The following is a 16,397-nucleotide window of genomic DNA, read 5'->3' as shown; positions in this document are numbered from 1 at the left end:
TGGGGCATTTATGATAAAAAATACAACAAAACGACAAAAGCTGGGTTGGGTGATTTTTATCGTTTACCTGATTTTTTTGGCGTACTTCCTGTTCTTCTCCGAGGACTTTGGCCGGGGAAGCCATCTGCAGGAGGAGTACGCCTATAATCTGGTGCCGTTCAAGGAGATCAGACGCTTTATTGTGTACTGGCATGTGGTAGGAATCCGGTCGTTTTTGCTGAATATTGTGGGAAATGTTGTTGGATTTATGCCATTCGGATTTTTTCTTCCGGTTATCAGCCGCAGAAGCCGTCACTGGTATAACACCGTGCTGTTAAGCTTTCTGTTCAGCCTCTGCATCGAGACGGTGCAGCTGGTGTGGAAGGTCGGCAGCTTCGACGTGGACGATATGATACTCAACACCCTTGGCGGTTTACTCGGCTTTGTGTTCTACAAAATTGTACAGACGATAAGAGTGAGGAGGAAGCGGCGTGCAGCAGCAGAAAAAAGTATCCTACATTAGGAAACCATTTGCGAGGAGAAGCTTCATGGCCCTTGGGCTTGCTGTCGCCGCTTTGATTCTTGCGGTCATCGGTGTGGCGAGCTCGGTCATGACGGCAGGGAACGCGGAGCTTAATGTGGCCGCGGTGTGCTTCTGCAGCTTCCTGATTGCCATAGTCTCTCTGATTTATGGGGCGCTTTCTTTTTTCGAAAAGGAAAAGAAGTACATACTGTCCAAAATAGGGATGGCCGTCAGCGGCTTTCTGGTTATTGTATGGGCAGTTCTGATTATCATTGGATTTGGAGGATGACAATGAACGTTTGTGACAGATTCAAAGAAGAAAATGAAAGTGTGATGGAACGGTATCAGCTTTCCATGGAACGGCTCCAGGCCATCCAGAGCGAGGAGACGGTGGAAGAACCGTACCGCTCCTATTTCCGTAAGATGGCATCCTTTATCGGCATGATCGGCGATTATCGGGAAATGGTGGCAGGCGGACTGGCGGAAAACGCGCCGCTTAAGGAGTTAGAGGACTGGAACCACAGGCTTTATGAGGACATTCTTCCGGAGAATTACGAGACCAGCTATGGCAATCCGCAGTACGCTGTTTCCGCTCTGGGAGAAGAGTATGGACAGCTGCTTTCCTACCTTTATAAGGAAATCCGGGGCGATATTATCTTTGCTGCGGAAAACAGGCTGACGGATATCACCATTTTAAATGAAACACTGATTGAGATTTATAATATGTTTGAGGATACGGTCCCTTCCGCCGCCAGTATTAAGGATGTGCTCTACTGGTTTGTCAGTGATTACTGTGACTATACGGTGGCATACCGCATCCGGGAAGGCGTGGATCCCACGCTGACTTTTGCGAAGGACATCATCCTGGACAGCGATTTAAGCGACCTGCGGTATTTATACCGGTTTGGCGATTATATATCCGAATCCGAGCTGTTAGTGGCGCAGTTTATGAATTCGCTTCCGGAGGAGACGGTGCGGCTTATGGCGGACACCTATACGGAAGGGTACCGGAAGGGCTTCGAGGTGATGGGGCGCGATCTGTCAAAGAAGAGCGCGGTGCAGATCCGGTATGAGCTGGGCTTTGAGCGTATGGTGAAGGCGGCAATTTTAAACTTCCGTGAGATGGGGCTGGATACGATCCTTTGCCGCTCTGCGGTGTGGTCTGTAAATCAGAAGGCGGGCAAAAAGGTGGGCTATTACGGCAGGCCGGCCAATCGCCAGTATGAGTACGATCACCGCTACGACGAGGCTATCTACTTAAACAAGGCGTTTACCGACAGGAAGGCTTCCGTTCTGCGGGTGGCCTATGAGCAGTATAAGAAAGAAGCCGCAGCCTACGCGGGTCCTGCTGTGATCGAGACCTTTGGACAGGAGGGCTTCCAGCCGGTCAATAAGCCGGAGGCAAACCGCCTGGACACAAAACAGGAAAAGCTGAGCGCCAGGGCAGCCAATGAGACGGCTGTGATTACCAACGAATATATGCCGGGTGATGAGACCAGCTTTACAATCATCGCATTTCCGGTTCCGGAGATCGGACGCGACAGCCGCGGCGGCTTAAGCCCCGAGCAGGCAAGAGAACGTTTCGAGAAGATATTTGAGGAGACCATTGCGATCAATACGCTGGATTATGAAAAGTATAAGACGATCCAGCAGACGATCATCGATGCGCTGGATGAGGCGGATTACGTGGAGGTGAAGGGAAAGGGAGACAACCGGACTGACCTGCGCGTAAGCCTGCATGAACTTGGAGACAGGGAAAAGGAGACGAATTTTGAGAACTGCGTGGCGGATGTCAATATTCCGCTGGGCGAGGTGTTTACGTCGCCGAAGCTCGCCGGGACGAAGGGAACGCTGTTTGTCGGAACGGTGTATATCGGTGACTTCCAGTTTAAGAATCTCTCCATGACGTTTGAAGATGGAATGATAAAAGAGTACTCCTGCGATAACTTTGAGAATCCGGAAGAGGGGAAGGCGCTGGTTAAACAGATGATTCTGAAGAATCACGACACGCTTCCCATGGGAGAATTCGCTATCGGAACGAATACGACGGCGTACGCCATGGCTGGAAAGTATGGGATTCTCGATAAGCTTCCGATTCTGATCGTGGAGAAGATGGGACCGCATTTCGCGGTCGGCGATACGTGTTACAGCTGGGCCGAGGACAGCGCCGTGTATAATCCTAACGGCAAGGAAATTATAGCCAGAGACAACGAGATCTCCATTCTGAGGAAGGAAGATTTATCGAAGGCGTATTTCAGCTGCCATACGGATATCACGATTCCTTATTCCGAGCTGGATACGATCGATGCGGTGCGGGCGGATGGCAGCAGGATTTCAATTATCGCCGACGGAAGATTCGTACTTCCGGGAGTAGAGGAGCTGAATGTTCCACTGGACTGAACATGGAAGAAATTACCGGGCCTGGATTAAAAGAAATGCAGAAAATGGGAGATAAAATCTGCGTTATGAATTTTAGCGCTTAAATAAAAACACAGAATGTGCCGAAGGGTCAGGCCCGACGGCGTATTCTGTGTTTTTTCTTACATTGTTTTCTGCAGTATCATTCGAAAGATAAAAAGGACCAGTACATAGACAGCCAGAATTACCAGGAGTGTCTTAAGTATAATGATACTGATGAAACCGCTGACCAGGATTCCGATGTAAAGTATGAACAGCATGGCGTATCCGGCGTAAGCCCAGCTGCGCAGCCCCAGCATACGGTTCCTCTCGTCCGTTTCATAGATTTCCCGCTCTTTCTTTAAGTCTGGTTTCTTTAAATAACGGACATTTTTGATGATCGTCGCGATGGCGGCGAATAACAGTCCGAATCCAGTTCCCATATAGAAGCCCGGGATGAAGTCATAGTGGTCGGCGGTCATGTACAGCACAGGAATATGGTCGCCTGCCAGGAAGGACAGGGCGATCGTGACTGCGCCCAGCACCAGAAGAAGGCAGCTGGCGATGATTCTGGTCTTGCATCTCTTCTCAAAATTAATCGGATTATCAATAAATAAATTGTTCAGCAACATAGTTTATTCCTCCTCGAATAAGAATATTTCTTCAATGTTCATGTGAAAATATACTGCAATTTTGTGGGCCAGCTGGAGAGAGGCATTATACTTGCCGTTTTCCAGGGAGATGATGGTCTGTCTCGTTACGCCCAGAGCATCCGCCAGTTCTTCCTGCGTGATTCGCGATTGCTTTCTCAACTCCTGTATTCTTGTTTTCACTTACACAACCCTTCCTTTTCTTTTAAAAGTAATGTTCCCTTTACATTTAGAGTATAGCACGCTTTACATTAAAAGTAAAGTGTATTTTACAATTTTTGTAAAGGGAGTTTTACACTATTTTATATACAAGTTTATCCTGGGATTTTCAAGAAAATTATTGACGGGAGCATAAAAAGCTAGTATTATAATTATAAGTAAAGATTGATTTATAAGCTTTATATATTAATATAACTAATGAGAAACATAACCGTTAATAATGAAAGGAGATTTACTATGGCAAAGGCAGCAATTGTTATGGGTAGTGATTCCGATATGCCTGTTATGGCACAGGCCGCGGACGTTCTTGAGAAACTGGGTGTTGATTTTGAAATTACGGTTATTTCGGCTCACAGAGAGCCTGATATATTTTTTGATTACGCGAAGACAGCAGAGGCAAGAGGAGTGAAGGTGATCATCGCGGGAGCCGGCAAGGCGGCTCATCTTCCGGGCATGTGCGCAGCGCTTTTCCCGATGCCGGTTATCGGAATTCCGATGAAGACTTCCGATCTGGGCGGTGTGGACTCCCTCTATTCCATCGTACAGATGCCCTCCGGTATTCCGGTTGCCACAGTTGCGATTAACGGAGGAACAAACGCGGGAATTCTCGCGGCTAAGATTCTTTCTACGTCTGACGAAGCTCTGCTCGGCAGATTAAAGGAGTATTCTGAGAATTTAAAGAACGATGTGGTGAAGAAAGCGGATAAGCTGGATCAGATCGGTTATAAGGAATATCTTGCACAGATGAAGAAATAAGACAGAGTCACTAAGTGCTCATAACGAGCCACTCCACTAAGTTTGTGAAAGACCTCACTAAGTGGAGATGACATGCATCGCACGTAAGCGCCTGAAATACAGGCGCCAAGTGCTCATAGCGAGGAGGAAGAGAAATGGATTACAAGAATGCTGGTGTGGATATTGAGGCTGGATATAAGTCAGTGGAGTTGATGAAGGAACACGTGAAGGGAACCATGAGGCCGGAGGTGTTAGGTGGAATCGGCGGCTTTTCAGGAGCATTTTCCATGAGCGCATTTAAGGATATGGAGAAACCGACTCTGGTTTCCGGCACCGATGGCGTAGGTACGAAGCTGAAGCTTGCATTTCTTATGGATAAGCACAATACCGTGGGTATTGACTGTGTTGCCATGTGTGTCAACGACATTGCCTGCGCAGGCGGAGAACCTTTATTCTTTCTGGATTACATTGCCTGCGGAAAGAATTTTCCGGAAAAGATTGCTGAGATCGTAGGCGGCGTAGCGGACGGCTGCAAACAGGCCGGCGCGGCCTTAATCGGAGGCGAGACGGCCGAGATGCCGGGCTTCTATCCGGAGGATGAGTATGATCTGGCCGGTTTCGCGGTCGGTGTTGTCGATGAAAAGAACCTGATCACAGGGAAAGACTTAAAAGCCGGCGATGTGTTAATCGGCATGGCTTCTTCCGGTGTGCACAGCAATGGCTTCTCTCTCGTTCGTAAGGTATTTGAGATGACAAAGGAGAGCCTTGATACGTATTACGATGAACTGGGCGGAACTTTAGGTGAGACACTGATCGCTCCGACCAAGATTTATGTGAAAGCCTTAAAGAGCGTAAAGGACAGCGGCGTTACGATCAAGGCATGCAGCCACGTGACGGGCGGCGGCTTCTATGAGAACATTCCGCGTATGCTTCCGGACGGTGTCAGAGCAGTCATCAAAAAGGACAGCTACGAGGTACCTGCGATCTTTAAGCTTCTGGCTGATAAGGGCAGTATTGAAGAGGAGATGATGTACAATACCTATAACATGGGTATCGGCATGGTTCTGGCGGTCGATCCTTCTAAAGTTGATACAGCCATGAAGGCCATCCGTGAGGCTGGCGAGATTCCGTATGTAATCGGTTATACGGAGGCAGGAGAAAAGGGAGTGACCTTATGCTGAGAGTCGGCATTCTCGTATCCGGCGGCGGCACGAATCTTCAGGCCATCTTAGACAGGATGGACGACGGCCATCTCACCAATGTAAACGTGGAAGTGGTAATCAGCAACAATCGTAACGCGTATGCGCTGGAACGGGCGAGGAATCATGGAATCAGGGCTGTTGCCATTTCTCCGAAGGAGTTTGAAACCAGAGAGGCGTTTAATGAGGCATTTCTGGCAAAGGTAGATGAGTACAAGCTGGACCTGATCGTGCTGGCCGGTTTCCTCGTAACGATTCCGGAGGCTATGACCAGGAAATATAAGAACCGTATCATTAACATCCATCCATCTCTGATCCCCTCTTTCTGCGGCGTGGGCTATTACGGTTTAAAGGTTCATGAGGCGGCGTTAAAGCGGGGCGTAAAGGTTACCGGAGCAACGGTACATTATGTGGACGAAGGCGTGGACAGCGGCCCCATCCTTTTACAGAAAGCTGTAGAGGTGAAGGAAGGGGATACGCCGGAGATTCTGCAGCGGCGTGTGATGGAAGAGGCGGAGTGGGTTATTCTGCCGCAGGCCATCCAGCTGATTGCAAACGGCCAACCAAATAATTGATATTTGTAAAAGCAGACTTACTTATTCCCGCGGGCAACGAGCCAAACGGACACGCTGGCGCGTCCATTTGGCGACTGCCGCGAGGGTCAAATATCCCGCCGCTCGCGGCGTTGCAAATATGATGCCCCGTTGCTTGCGGCGGGGTTTTTGACTAGAATATCAGGAGGCGGATGATGAAAGTACTGATTGTAGGAAGCGGTGGAAGAGAGCACGCAATTGCGTGGAAGGTGGCAAAGAGCGCCAGGGTGGATAAGATTTACTGTGCTCCGGGCAATGCGGGAATTGCTGAATTTGCGGAATGCGTGCCGATCGGCGCCATGGAGTTCGACAAAATGGCAGCGTTTGCGAAGGAACACCAGGTGGACTTAACTGTGATTGGTATGGATGATCCGCTGGTGGGCGGCATCGTGGACGTATTTGAGAAGGAAGGACTCCGCGTATTTGGACCAAGAAAGAATGCGGCGATTCTGGAAGGCTCTAAGGCATTTTCAAAGGATCTGATGAAGAAATATAAGATTCCGACGGCAGGCTATGAGACCTTTGATACCCCGGAGGCGGCGCTTCTGTATCTGGAAACGGCCGAAATGCCCATTGTATTGAAAGCGGATGGCCTTGCTCTCGGAAAAGGCGTATTAATCTGCAATACAAGGGAAGAGGCGAAGGACGGCGTTAAGACGCTGATGCTGGATAAGCAGTTCGGCTCCGCTGGTGACCGGATCGTGGTGGAGGAGTTTATGACCGGCCGCGAAGTATCCGTGCTGTCTTTTGTGGATGGAGATACCATCAGGATCATGACATCGGCTCAGGACCACAAGCGGGCGAAGAATGGAGACCAGGGGCTTAATACCGGCGGCATGGGAACCTTTTCCCCGAGCCCGTTCTATACGGAAGAGGTGGATGAATTCTGCCGGAAATACGTGTATCAGGCCACTGTGGATGCGATGAAAGCCGAGGGAAGACCGTTTAAGGGAATCATTTTCTTCGGTCTGATGCTTACGGAGAAGGGACCCAAGGTCCTGGAATACAATGCGAGATTCGGGGATCCGGAGACTCAGGTCGTACTGCCGCGTATGAAGAATGATATCGTGGAAGTGTTCGAGGCCTGTGTGGACGGCACGTTGGATCAGATTCAACTGGAGTTTGAGGATAACGCGGCGGTCTGCGTTGTGCTGGCTTCCGACGGGTATCCGGAACACTACGAAAAAGGATATCCGATCAGCGGATTTGAGAATTTTAAGGATCATGATGGATACTACGTGTTCCACGCCGGTACGAAGTTCGACGACGAAGGCAGAATCGTGACCAACGGCGGACGTGTGCTGGGCGTGACGGCAAAGGGGGAGAATCTAAAGCTGGCGCGGGAGAATGCGTATAGGGCGACGGGGTGGATTGAATTTGGGAATAAGTATATGAGGGATGATATTGGGAAGGCGATTGATGAGGTTCAACGGTTTAAATAGATAAGGTTGGCGGACAACGATAAATAGGCATCCGCCACCCGCTTCTGTATAGTCTCCCATTCCGGTTGAGCAAACACGATACAGATATTGAGTATCGCCCGCCCCATTGGGGTGGAGGTGTCAAATTTCTCCGTATATAAAAATTAAGAAAAGGGGCTGTTTTTTTACAGCTCCTTTTCTCTACTAAGATGATTTCCGTCGGTGTAGGCAATGGCTCTGTATTTATTCCTGGATCTGTGACAATCGCGTTTCAAACTCTTTGTACGATATATCGCCTAAAGCCAATTGCGTACTTAATAAGAATATTTTTTCGTTTTTTGTATGTGTTCTTGATTCGAGAACCGCGATCCTTTCATCTTCATTGCTGAAAGGTTCTAATATATGCTGCTTGCGGTAAAACGCATCGAAATACCGCAAACCGAACTTCCTTTGGGAAACTGCATTTATATGAATGCCATCTGAGTTACAAGTGAGTCCGGCAGCATCAACAAAGTAGCAGTAATCTTGTTCAAAAGCAAATTTTTTTAACTTCTCATTGATTCGCATATATTCAGTACAATTCTTTCCAAAACCTGATTGACCTAAAAAGCATCCCAATCCGCCAATGATAATTGGCATATTAGGCACCTTTAGTTCTTTTCTAAACCCATTCATGATTCTATTTAGTTTTTCATAATATATTTCATGCTTGCCGCCCATGCTGTCAGATTCCCCCTGATGCCACAGAATGCCTGTCAATTGACTGCTTTTCATAGCGAACTTGGCTTCACTGATTGCATGGTCATAGAGCGCCTTACCAACATCCCACTCATCTATTTCACTACCGCCTTCGGCACATGGTATAAGACCAATTTGACCTTCTTTGTATGCACCGCACCACGCATCTGCAAAAGACGCCGCAAGACCGATCCCGGCCACTGAACGGTCGGAGTTGATGGGCTCAGCCATAATCTGCCATCTTCCGTTGCGCAGCATGACAATTCTCTCATTTACTATAGGCTTTACTTCATGGAGATGGCCACGCCCCGCCATATTAGACTGACCAATCATCAAAAACGATTTCACTGTATTTGTCATTTCTTACAAGCTCCTTGTCTGTTCCATATTTCTTAAGCTGGCATAACTTACAATGTTTTGGCTTTATGCCTGCACGTTATCGGAAGTTCATCTCCGGCCACATTGATATCTTTCCTGTTGAACTTCTCCGGGCTTTCAAACGCGGCACGGGCAAATTGAGCGGTATTGTCGCCACAAGTCCACTTTACCTGGGTGTCAGGCTTCAATATACCGAAAAGCACGCCGTCCTTCTGCTCTGGCTCCATTTCCCTGGCGGACACTTCTTCAAAGCTTTCCATGAACTTGCACGGATGGAGAATTGTCCAATGACGAAAGCCGCCGTGCCGCCCTGTACTCCTGTTCCTCCAACGATTAGTATTGGCTGCGATGCTTTTTCCATCATAAGTAAGACCTCCAATTTGGTTTCGTTGGGAGTATTATACTCCTATTGTGTTATTAAATCAATACTCAAGTTACTAATAACATTACCCTAGTAATATTATTGATTTTTAGAGTAAAGTATTTTATAATGAAAGGCATACAGGAACGGAGGTGTTATGATGGCTGAAAAGAGAGCTACGAAGGAGGCGCTTTTGTCAACCGCTATCGGCTTGTTTCAGAAATTTGGTTTTGAAAACATCACCATAGATGATATATGTAATGAGATTGATGTTACGAAAACAGCATTTTATTATTACTACAAATCAAAGGATGAATTGATTCGTGATTATTTTTCCACTGATAATATGCTGAGCAGTGATGAATTAGCCTCTATTTTAAGTGCACATGACTATGCGAATCAAGTTTTGAGGATTATAGAAATACGCATCCGCCATGTCACAAAGGCCGGTGTTGCTTTGACAAAAGAGTTGTACCGCATATACCTTAAGGATGAGGTTATCCCTTTGCTGCCGGAACAGGGCGGGCTATCGGATATCGTAACAAACTTACTTGAGCGAGCCCAGCAGGAAGGGCAAATTAAGCGAATTGCATCTCCCAAGACACTGTGTGATTCATTATGTTGCTTATCAAATGGGATTCTTCTCAAATGGATTATGACAGGCGGAGAATTCGATGTTATCGATGAGAACCGATTGTTGTTTGAAGCGCTATTTTTATAGCGCAATGACGGTGTCTTTCAGCACGAAAAATTATTGTGCTTTCGCCTTCTTGGACTAAGGTGAATGTATTAAAGGAAATACCTCATTTAACTATTGTAGAAAATGAAAATCTTATTGCTGTGGGGGTAATGGGTATTGTCGGCCAACATCTTGAAAAAGGGAATTCATTAAGAGCGTGCAGAACAAGATCAATTATATGAGTCGGATTTTGATAAGTTGGTATAAATCAGGAAAATAGAGGCCGCATTGTAAGTAGATATTATTCTTCCATTGAAATCGGATGAAGGCAGGAGATTATGTGAAAAATTCGGAAATTACAAAAGCAAAACGGATTAATCTTTTCTATGACTACACAAGAATCTATAAACGTCCAGCGGCCAGAATCACTTTTCATGGGAAGTTTGCCGATCTATACTTTGGTAAAGGAACCTCTGTTTTACAGGGCCTTACCATGGAAGATGCTTATGAGGTGCTGAAAAAATATACAATAGAGAAGACCGTGTCTGGGGGGGAAAAAACGGATATATAGGGCGGAGTATGAGCGTAAATACAAAGCGGGCATATGAACGTGGACTCAAGCCACTGTCGCGGTTCACATCAGCAGCTTGCAATATCACAGCCTTTTATGATGCTTCTGTCATTCGGTACGTTGTCAAATGCTGCAATTTGGAACTTTTGGTTCAGATATACAAGGGAAAATTGGCAATGGCGCACGATAGTTAGGACAAGAGGTGGACGAGAAGATTACATATAATATATTCTATACCGCAATTACACGTACGAAAAGCATGCTGAAAATATACTGGAGCCCAGAAGCTCAAGAAAAGATTATTAATGCATTTGAAAAAGTGGATGTTAGTAATGAGGCTGTAATTTTTGCGGCGCAGCCATGATAAGGGAATGGAACTTATTTTTTTATTTCAGGATTTTCGAATAACGACAAATGGATGATTACGGTTCAAATCAGCAGTTGGATGAGAAAATTGTGAAGAATATCCATGCATTGCTGATGGAAAATATTTTTATCGGCGGAATTTACCGGAACGTGGATGTGTACATCTCCGGTGCACAGCATACGCCTCCATCTCCCAGCGAATTGTATCGAAATATTAAGGATTTTTATGCTGATTTGACTTGGAAGGGCAGAGAACTGAACCCGATTGAACTGGCATCATGGACTCATGCGGAGTTTGTGAAAATCCATCCGTTTCCAGATGGCAATGGGAGAACTTCCCGTTTGATTATGAATTATCAGCTTATGGCAAATGGGTTTCCTCCTGTGTCTATTGCAAAAGAAAATCGCCTGGAGTATTTTAATACCTTGGAGTCCTATGCAGTGGAAGGGAAACTTTCGCCATTTGCTGAGATGGTTGCGGAATTGGTAGAACAGCAGTTAGACCGCTATCTCAGCATGATGGAAGTGCCAAAATAAAATATCTATTTAAAAATTTTGCCGGTGCATTCACGTGATTTTAATCGTGAGTTAACCGGCAAAGTTTGTTCTGGATTCGCTTTTGCAGCATGTAAATATATGTGTCTGCCGACACGGCTCTTAAAAAATCCATTGTCAGTTTCCTGACTGTAACATAGTAAATCATCTATTAATTATTGAAGCATTGGATAGAAATATGGGAAAGCAGACATGAAGAGCCTGATGGAAGAAACGGACAAATGGTTACGCCACAGAATTCGGGCGGTGTATTTAGAAACAATAGAAAAAGGTACGCACGAGATATCGGATATTTAGAGCATTACTCTTACCAGAGTGGAAGGTGCATGAATTGGCAAACTGTCGAAAGGGAACATGGAGGGCGGGGGGATAATGTTGAACTCGCAAATTAAAAAGCCGGAGCGTTCTCCAAAAGAGCGCATGACATTTCCCTGCCGCTGTGGTAAAATGTTGGTATCTTAACAAAAAGGCGGTGAGGCCATGTCAAAGAAGGGCTATTCCAAGGAAGAACGGGAGCAGGTGGGGCGGGATTTGCTGGCGGTGGGTCTTGAAATGCTGTCCCAGCGGGGACTGAAAGGCACCACCCTCCAGGACATCCTCCAGGCTGTCGGCATCTCCAAACCGTTCTTTTACGGAAACTATTATTCCTCCCTGGCCGAGCTGGTGATCCACATCATCAACTACGAGATTACGCTTCTGCTACGGGAAGTACAGCAAAGCGCGGAAAACCAGGATATGAGCCTGGAAGAAATGATCCACCATTTTTTGGATATGGTCACACATAGCTGCCAGCACCATTTCTTTGTGATGACCCAAGAGGAGGAAATGTGGGTATATAAGCATTTAAGCCCGGAGGAGTTTGAAACTTACCAGCAGGGGCAGGCGCGGTTTTACGAACAGGTGCTGGCCCTCTGGCAGATACCCCAGGAAAAATGCACTCCCAAGGAGTTAGGCAACCTGATCCTCTCCGTCGTCCTGATCTACAACTCGGCGGCCCGGTCACTCCCGTTCTTTTTCCCGGAGGAATTGGAGCGTACAGCCCAGGCCCAGGCAACTGCCCTTTCCCGGTATCTGGCCTCCCTGGCTGACACAGGCGGATAACAGTTTACGGCGCATCGTTCAAACGGTGCGCCGTTTTTCTATGCGCGGGGGCTTGCTTTTTTTCAAGTGCTCAGGTATAATCTATTTTAAATACTATCGCAATAACAATAGTAATTAAAAATGCTTATGGTCACACTGGTCAGAAGTGACAAAGCAGTTAGCGAGTGTTGGTGCGAAGTATTTTAGTGTCTTTAATCAAAAGGCATAAAATTATTTCAGAATATTAGTATGGGAGGAATATTAGCATGGGACTGTTTGGAAAATTGTTTAAGGGGCCTCAGGTAGATATGGCAAAAAGTGATGCCAACCGTAAAAAAATGCGTGCTCTGTTCAATCAAGTGGTAGAAAACGGTGACGACTACAAAATCCTTTTTGGCTACACGGAAGATGTTGGGCGTTTCAATTACGGTATCGTCCACGGCAGCAAAACCAAGATCGGCAATCTGATCATAGGCTGGAACGAGGCCAGTCAGATTATTGTTGTAATTCCTACTGTTCCTGATCTGTCGGGCTGCGGTGACGCCACTTTCTATCGGCGGAGCGACATTTTGAAGGCATATCAGAACAAATTCCCCACGGATGAATTTATTATTTATCCGGATAGGAAGAGCTACATCGGTATCAATGTTTATGAATGGCTGGAGGACGAGAAACTGTATGTCTATGTTTCCCAAGATGAGGAGGTAAAGGCGTTTACCGATTTCTTCTTGAAGCAGTTCCAGAAGAAATAAGGAGGTGTTTTCATGCCCTGGGGACAGATTGGAGCCGTGCTGGCTGTTCTGGTAATTGTATTTATCGCCGGAAACCTGTGGTTTCATTTTGTGGAAGCAATATTAAACCAACTGAAAAAATGGCTTTTCAAAAATAAAAAACCGACAGCATGGCACACCCTGCCGTCGGAAGAACGGGAGGCAAAAGAGGATGGTCGATCCTGATAAAATCAGGAAACGTGCGCAGGCAGCGAAGGAGAAAGCAGCTGAATCGCTTCAAAAGTCATTGGAGGAAAGTAATCAGCAGATTGAGCGGATGCGGGAAAAATTGAACGTTTCCGCAGAACCTGACGGCGCTGCACAGGCTGGAACCGCTCAATCCGCCGCTGACGCACAACTGCAGGTCGAAATATTAGGTAAAATGTTTAGCCCGGAAATGATACAACAAATATCCTTGTCCGAGGAAATGATCCAGCAAACGGTAGATCAGAAAGTTACTGAGGCTGCCGCTATTGGAGTTGATGGCCTTATGAGGCAGATGTTTGGTGAAGATATGGGGATTATTACTGCCGCCTTGGAAACGCTGGCCATGGAAGACGAAGAGGATGCGTCTGAGGAACGGGAACTTGATCTCGCATTGGAACGGGAGCTCTATGCACTTTTGGATCAAAAGTTAGCGCAGATCGAGACTCTCCCGGAAGCTGAACCTGTTACATACCCTAAAAACGCTCCCCAATGGAAACATTTTGGCGTTTTACTTTCGGGTATGATTTCCAGCTTGAATAGCCATGATTTGGGCGGCATGGACGTGGAGCTGCATACCCCGGTTATGGAACAGAAGATTGTTTCCCTGGTGCGGCGTTCCTGGGGGATCAATGGCCGTAGTGAATTGTTGGATACCATTCGATATTTAAGCCAGGAGGGCTATGAGCTTCGGTATCAAATCTATTGTGAGGCAGATACTGTGGAGCAAGTGCTGGAAGAATCCATGGACGAGGAAGATCGGGAGTCTGCGAGCCGTGGCTGGCGGTTTGCACAGCATTATAAAGCGCGTTATATCCCCGGCTTTATGACCGGCTGGGATGTCGGGCGGGCGGCTATGCTGGCCCGCTGGGGTTATTATCTCGGCTGGATCACCGAGGGCGAAGCGGAAGGGATTTTATGGGAACTTTCTCAACGGGCGGTAGAAAGTCTGCATAGCTGGCGTGAATTTGCAAGTTCTTACTTGTTCGGCGGCCTGATGTGGAAGCTGCTTTGCGGAGACAGTGCAGCTGAAAGTTATCTGGGTTATCTGACGGATGCCGCCATTGATTTGCTTACCGGAAAACCGGAAGATAACGAGGGACAATGGAAAGAGTGCCCTTGGCCTGGGGCGCGGAAGATAGGATTTTAAGGATGAACGACCAGAGCGGTAAATAGCTAACTTCCCGTTTATCGGGCTGATTTTCATACACGCCAGATAGAAAGGAGAACACCATGAGCGATTTATACACAAGATTTATGAAATGGGTCATGCCGTTCCTGCAAGCTAACTGGCAGCTCTTTCTCATTGTGGTGGGGGCGCTGTTTCTGCTGGGGGCGATCTTCCGCTGGAAATGGGTCTGCGATCCTCAGGGTGAAAATACGTGGGGCTTTCGTGCCTCCGTCTATCGGCATTTTGGCGATAAGGGATATCGCATCCTGCAAGGGCTCGGCGGAATTGTTATCATCCTGTGCAGCGTGGTGCTATGGGTACTCATGTAAAATTAATGTTGGAAAAGGAGATTAATTATGGGATTGTTTGGATTTGACCCGGTAAAAGAGGCAGGCGGCTGGGAAGCTGCTATGACCGAGGAAGAGATTGCCAAGATGGAGAAAAAGGGCTACGATATGTCCTCTGTCCGTGGCAAGCAGGCGGAAATTGCTGCACAGGAGGAGACAGACGAGGCAGCCTTTGCGGAACAGCGCCAAGCCACCGCTATCCCCACGGATTTGAACAAGCTAACGCCTTACCGCTCTACGCCCCGCAGTACGGAAAGCGTTTTTTTCCGGGACGTGGCTGGAAAAGCACCCCTGTTTGGCAAAGACAAATGGCGTAATAAATTCGCCAATGCCCCCCTGATATACGGCGCGGTGGTGCAGGCCAACAGTAATCTATGGCTCCCTGGTACAGAGGAGTACCTTCCCGCTGTTTTTGTGTTCGCCCTGGACAGCGCCCATATTTATGATATTGAGTGGCTGACGGCCACGGCGGAGGCCATCAGCGAAATGAAGGTGAGTGACGCCGTTCCCGCCGACTGCCGGGAGTTCATCGATATCCTGCGGGACGATGAGAGCGAGTTCTGCTTCCCGCTGGGAGCTTCTCTGGCTGGTGGTGCGGACGCATGGTGCGTCACCTTTAAATTTGACAAGCAGACGATTCTGCCCGGAAACCGGCTGCCGGAGGATGGGATCGTGCCGTTCCTGCTGGAGGCCCAGCCGAAAAAGCAGATGACCATTCAACTCTCCCCGATCCCCGGCAAGTATTATTTGGCGTGATTTTTCACAGAGTGCTTCAGGCCACTGTGGCCCGAAGCTGACAAAAAAGCACGACGCCTTTGCGGCTGTCGTGCTTTTTTTTGATTGGCTGCTTATGGCAGCCAAAATACAGGATCAAAACAAAAAAGCTGGTGGAAAACGCGGAGGTGAATTACGTCGAGATGATGTTTGAAATGTACGGGGAGCCGGAAACCTCATATGGCGATATTACCCGGTACTTCACCACACAGATTATTCTGGTATATGATAAATATCTACTTCTGAACTTTGGTTTTCTTCTCCTTTAAATCGTTCATCATAAAGCTCGAAATCATCCCGATTATCAATATCATTCTGTAACACCGCTTGCGAAACAGAAATGACCGCTCACGAAAATTGGCTTTTCTGCGTTTGATTTGTGTGGTATTATAATATATAAAACATTTTTTCAGATAATGAATTGCTTTGGATAAATCAAAGAGCCTTTTTATTGCCTGTATCATAAAAACTGAAAATAATTTTATTTTAGATTGGAAAAGAGTATGGCCAGAACGAAAAGAAGACAGGAGGCGAGGCAGTGCCAGACATGATTCGCATAGCAGCCTGTGATGACGATGCACAGTTTTTGAATAAATTAACGAGATATATTGATGAAATCCTTGAGGGAAAAACCGGTTATTTTTTGACGAAATGTACCAGTGCAAAATAGCTTTTAGCTTATACAAG

General features: G+C 47.1%; 20 protein-coding genes and 1 pseudogene. 17 read left to right on the top strand and 4 right to left on the bottom strand.

Features of this window, described 5'->3' with window-relative positions; all coding sequences use genetic code 11:
* The first annotated feature begins 10 nt into the window (after positions 1 to 10).
* Genes H8S75_RS09825 through H8S75_RS09815 form a run of 3 tightly spaced genes read left to right on the top strand, consistent with a single transcriptional unit; the run spans position 11 to position 2,902 of the window.
* Positions 11 to 502: a VanZ family protein gene (locus H8S75_RS09825; protein ID WP_002600275.1), complete on the top strand. Its 492-nt coding sequence runs from the start codon at positions 11 to 13 to the stop codon at positions 500 to 502.
* On the top strand, positions 471 to 791 hold the full coding sequence (locus H8S75_RS09820) for a DUF6142 family protein (protein ID WP_002600274.1): 321 nt from the start codon (positions 471 to 473) through the stop codon (positions 789 to 791). The genes H8S75_RS09825 and H8S75_RS09820 overlap by 32 nt, the downstream gene beginning before the upstream one ends.
* Positions 792 to 793: 2 nt before the next feature.
* Positions 794 to 2,902, top strand: a complete 2,109-nt coding sequence (locus H8S75_RS09815; RefSeq protein WP_187021139.1) for an aminopeptidase — start codon at positions 794 to 796, stop codon at positions 2,900 to 2,902.
* Between the two features lie 140 nt (positions 2,903 to 3,042).
* On the opposite strand, the gene H8S75_RS09810 is transcribed toward H8S75_RS09815, so the two are convergent.
* Both H8S75_RS09810 and H8S75_RS09805 read right to left on the bottom strand, forming a co-directional pair.
* Positions 3,043 to 3,531, bottom strand: coding sequence for a hypothetical protein (locus H8S75_RS09810; protein WP_002600272.1), 489 nt, complete (start codon positions 3,529 to 3,531; stop codon positions 3,043 to 3,045).
* A 3-nt stretch (positions 3,532 to 3,534) separates the two neighbouring features.
* Positions 3,535 to 3,732, bottom strand: coding sequence for a helix-turn-helix transcriptional regulator (locus H8S75_RS09805; RefSeq protein ID WP_002600271.1), 198 nt, complete (start codon positions 3,730 to 3,732; stop codon positions 3,535 to 3,537).
* A 273-nt stretch (positions 3,733 to 4,005) separates the two neighbouring features.
* Here H8S75_RS09805 and purE point away from each other — a divergent pair, with 273 nt between their 5' ends.
* The 4 genes from purE to purD all read left to right on the top strand — a co-directional run bounded on the left by purE (position 4,006) and on the right by purD (position 7,737).
* Complete coding sequence (gene purE / locus H8S75_RS09800; RefSeq protein ID WP_110324771.1) at positions 4,006 to 4,524, top strand: 5-(carboxyamino)imidazole ribonucleotide mutase; 519 nt, start codon at positions 4,006 to 4,008, stop codon at positions 4,522 to 4,524.
* A gap of 134 nt (positions 4,525 to 4,658) precedes the next feature.
* Positions 4,659 to 5,684 (top strand): phosphoribosylformylglycinamidine cyclo-ligase, encoded by a 1,026-nt coding sequence (gene purM, locus H8S75_RS09795; protein WP_187021133.1) that lies wholly within the window; start codon positions 4,659 to 4,661, stop codon positions 5,682 to 5,684.
* On the top strand, positions 5,678 to 6,277 hold the full coding sequence (purN, locus tag H8S75_RS09790) for a phosphoribosylglycinamide formyltransferase (protein WP_187021132.1): 600 nt from the start codon (positions 5,678 to 5,680) through the stop codon (positions 6,275 to 6,277). Before purM ends, purN begins: the two co-directional genes overlap by 7 nt.
* Before the next feature lie 173 nt (positions 6,278 to 6,450).
* A complete protein-coding gene (purD, locus tag H8S75_RS09785; RefSeq protein WP_187021375.1) occupies positions 6,451 to 7,737 on the top strand; it encodes a phosphoribosylamine--glycine ligase in 1,287 nt (428 codons plus the stop codon).
* Positions 7,738 to 7,959: 222 nt separating this feature from the next.
* Here the strand turns inward: purD and H8S75_RS09780 are convergent, their stop codons facing one another.
* Both H8S75_RS09780 and H8S75_RS09775 read right to left on the bottom strand, forming a co-directional pair.
* On the bottom strand, positions 7,960 to 8,814 hold the full coding sequence (locus tag H8S75_RS09780; protein WP_187021130.1) for a sialate O-acetylesterase: 855 nt from the start codon (positions 8,812 to 8,814) through the stop codon (positions 7,960 to 7,962).
* Positions 8,815 to 8,861: 47 nt separating this feature from the next.
* Complete coding sequence (locus H8S75_RS09775) at positions 8,862 to 9,092, bottom strand: Rossmann-fold NAD(P)-binding domain-containing protein (RefSeq protein ID WP_187021129.1); 231 nt, start codon at positions 9,090 to 9,092, stop codon at positions 8,862 to 8,864.
* Between the two features lie 258 nt (positions 9,093 to 9,350).
* On the opposite strand from H8S75_RS09775, the gene H8S75_RS09770 reads away from it, so the two are divergent.
* The 10 genes and pseudogenes from H8S75_RS09770 to H8S75_RS33070 all read left to right on the top strand — a co-directional run bounded on the left by H8S75_RS09770 (position 9,351) and on the right by H8S75_RS33070 (position 16,380).
* A complete protein-coding gene (locus H8S75_RS09770) occupies positions 9,351 to 9,914 on the top strand; it encodes a TetR/AcrR family transcriptional regulator (protein ID WP_243270221.1) in 564 nt (187 codons plus the stop codon).
* A gap of 298 nt (positions 9,915 to 10,212) precedes the next feature.
* The gene (locus H8S75_RS09765) at positions 10,213 to 10,443 is read left to right on the top strand and encodes a hypothetical protein (RefSeq protein ID WP_187021127.1); all 231 of its coding nucleotides are present in this window, start codon (positions 10,213 to 10,215) and stop codon (positions 10,441 to 10,443) included.
* Positions 10,444 to 10,878: 435 nt separating this feature from the next.
* Positions 10,879 to 11,346, top strand: a pseudogene (locus tag H8S75_RS09760) (Fic family protein); the annotation flags it as partial.
* 498 nt (positions 11,347 to 11,844) lie between these two features.
* Entirely contained in the window at positions 11,845 to 12,465 is a 621-nt protein-coding gene (locus tag H8S75_RS09755) for a TetR/AcrR family transcriptional regulator (protein WP_187021125.1), read from the top strand.
* Between the two features lie 245 nt (positions 12,466 to 12,710).
* Complete coding sequence (locus H8S75_RS09750; RefSeq protein WP_187021124.1) at positions 12,711 to 13,196, top strand: hypothetical protein; 486 nt, start codon at positions 12,711 to 12,713, stop codon at positions 13,194 to 13,196.
* Positions 13,197 to 13,208: 12 nt separating this feature from the next.
* A complete protein-coding gene (locus H8S75_RS09745) occupies positions 13,209 to 13,400 on the top strand; it encodes a hypothetical protein (RefSeq protein WP_187021122.1) in 192 nt (63 codons plus the stop codon).
* Complete coding sequence (locus H8S75_RS09740) at positions 13,387 to 14,568, top strand: DUF1266 domain-containing protein (protein ID WP_187021121.1); 1,182 nt, start codon at positions 13,387 to 13,389, stop codon at positions 14,566 to 14,568. Before H8S75_RS09745 ends, H8S75_RS09740 begins: the two co-directional genes overlap by 14 nt.
* Positions 14,569 to 14,651: 83 nt before the next feature.
* Positions 14,652 to 14,918: an immunity 17 family protein gene (locus tag H8S75_RS09735; RefSeq protein ID WP_187021119.1), complete on the top strand. Its 267-nt coding sequence runs from the start codon at positions 14,652 to 14,654 to the stop codon at positions 14,916 to 14,918.
* A gap of 27 nt (positions 14,919 to 14,945) precedes the next feature.
* Entirely contained in the window at positions 14,946 to 15,692 is a 747-nt protein-coding gene (locus tag H8S75_RS09730; RefSeq protein WP_187021118.1) for a hypothetical protein, read from the top strand.
* Positions 15,693 to 16,248: 556 nt separating this feature from the next.
* Positions 16,249 to 16,380 (top strand): hypothetical protein, encoded by a 132-nt coding sequence (locus tag H8S75_RS33070; RefSeq protein ID WP_279288654.1) that lies wholly within the window; start codon positions 16,249 to 16,251, stop codon positions 16,378 to 16,380.
* Positions 16,381 to 16,397 lie beyond the last annotated feature (17 nt).

This window comes from Hungatella hominis (assembly GCF_014288005.1).
In the GTDB taxonomy this organism is placed as follows: Bacteria; Bacillota; Clostridia; order Lachnospirales; family Lachnospiraceae; genus Hungatella; species Hungatella effluvii.
Note: the sequence above shows the minus strand (reverse complement) of the source record. Positions and strands in the feature narration are given on the sequence as shown.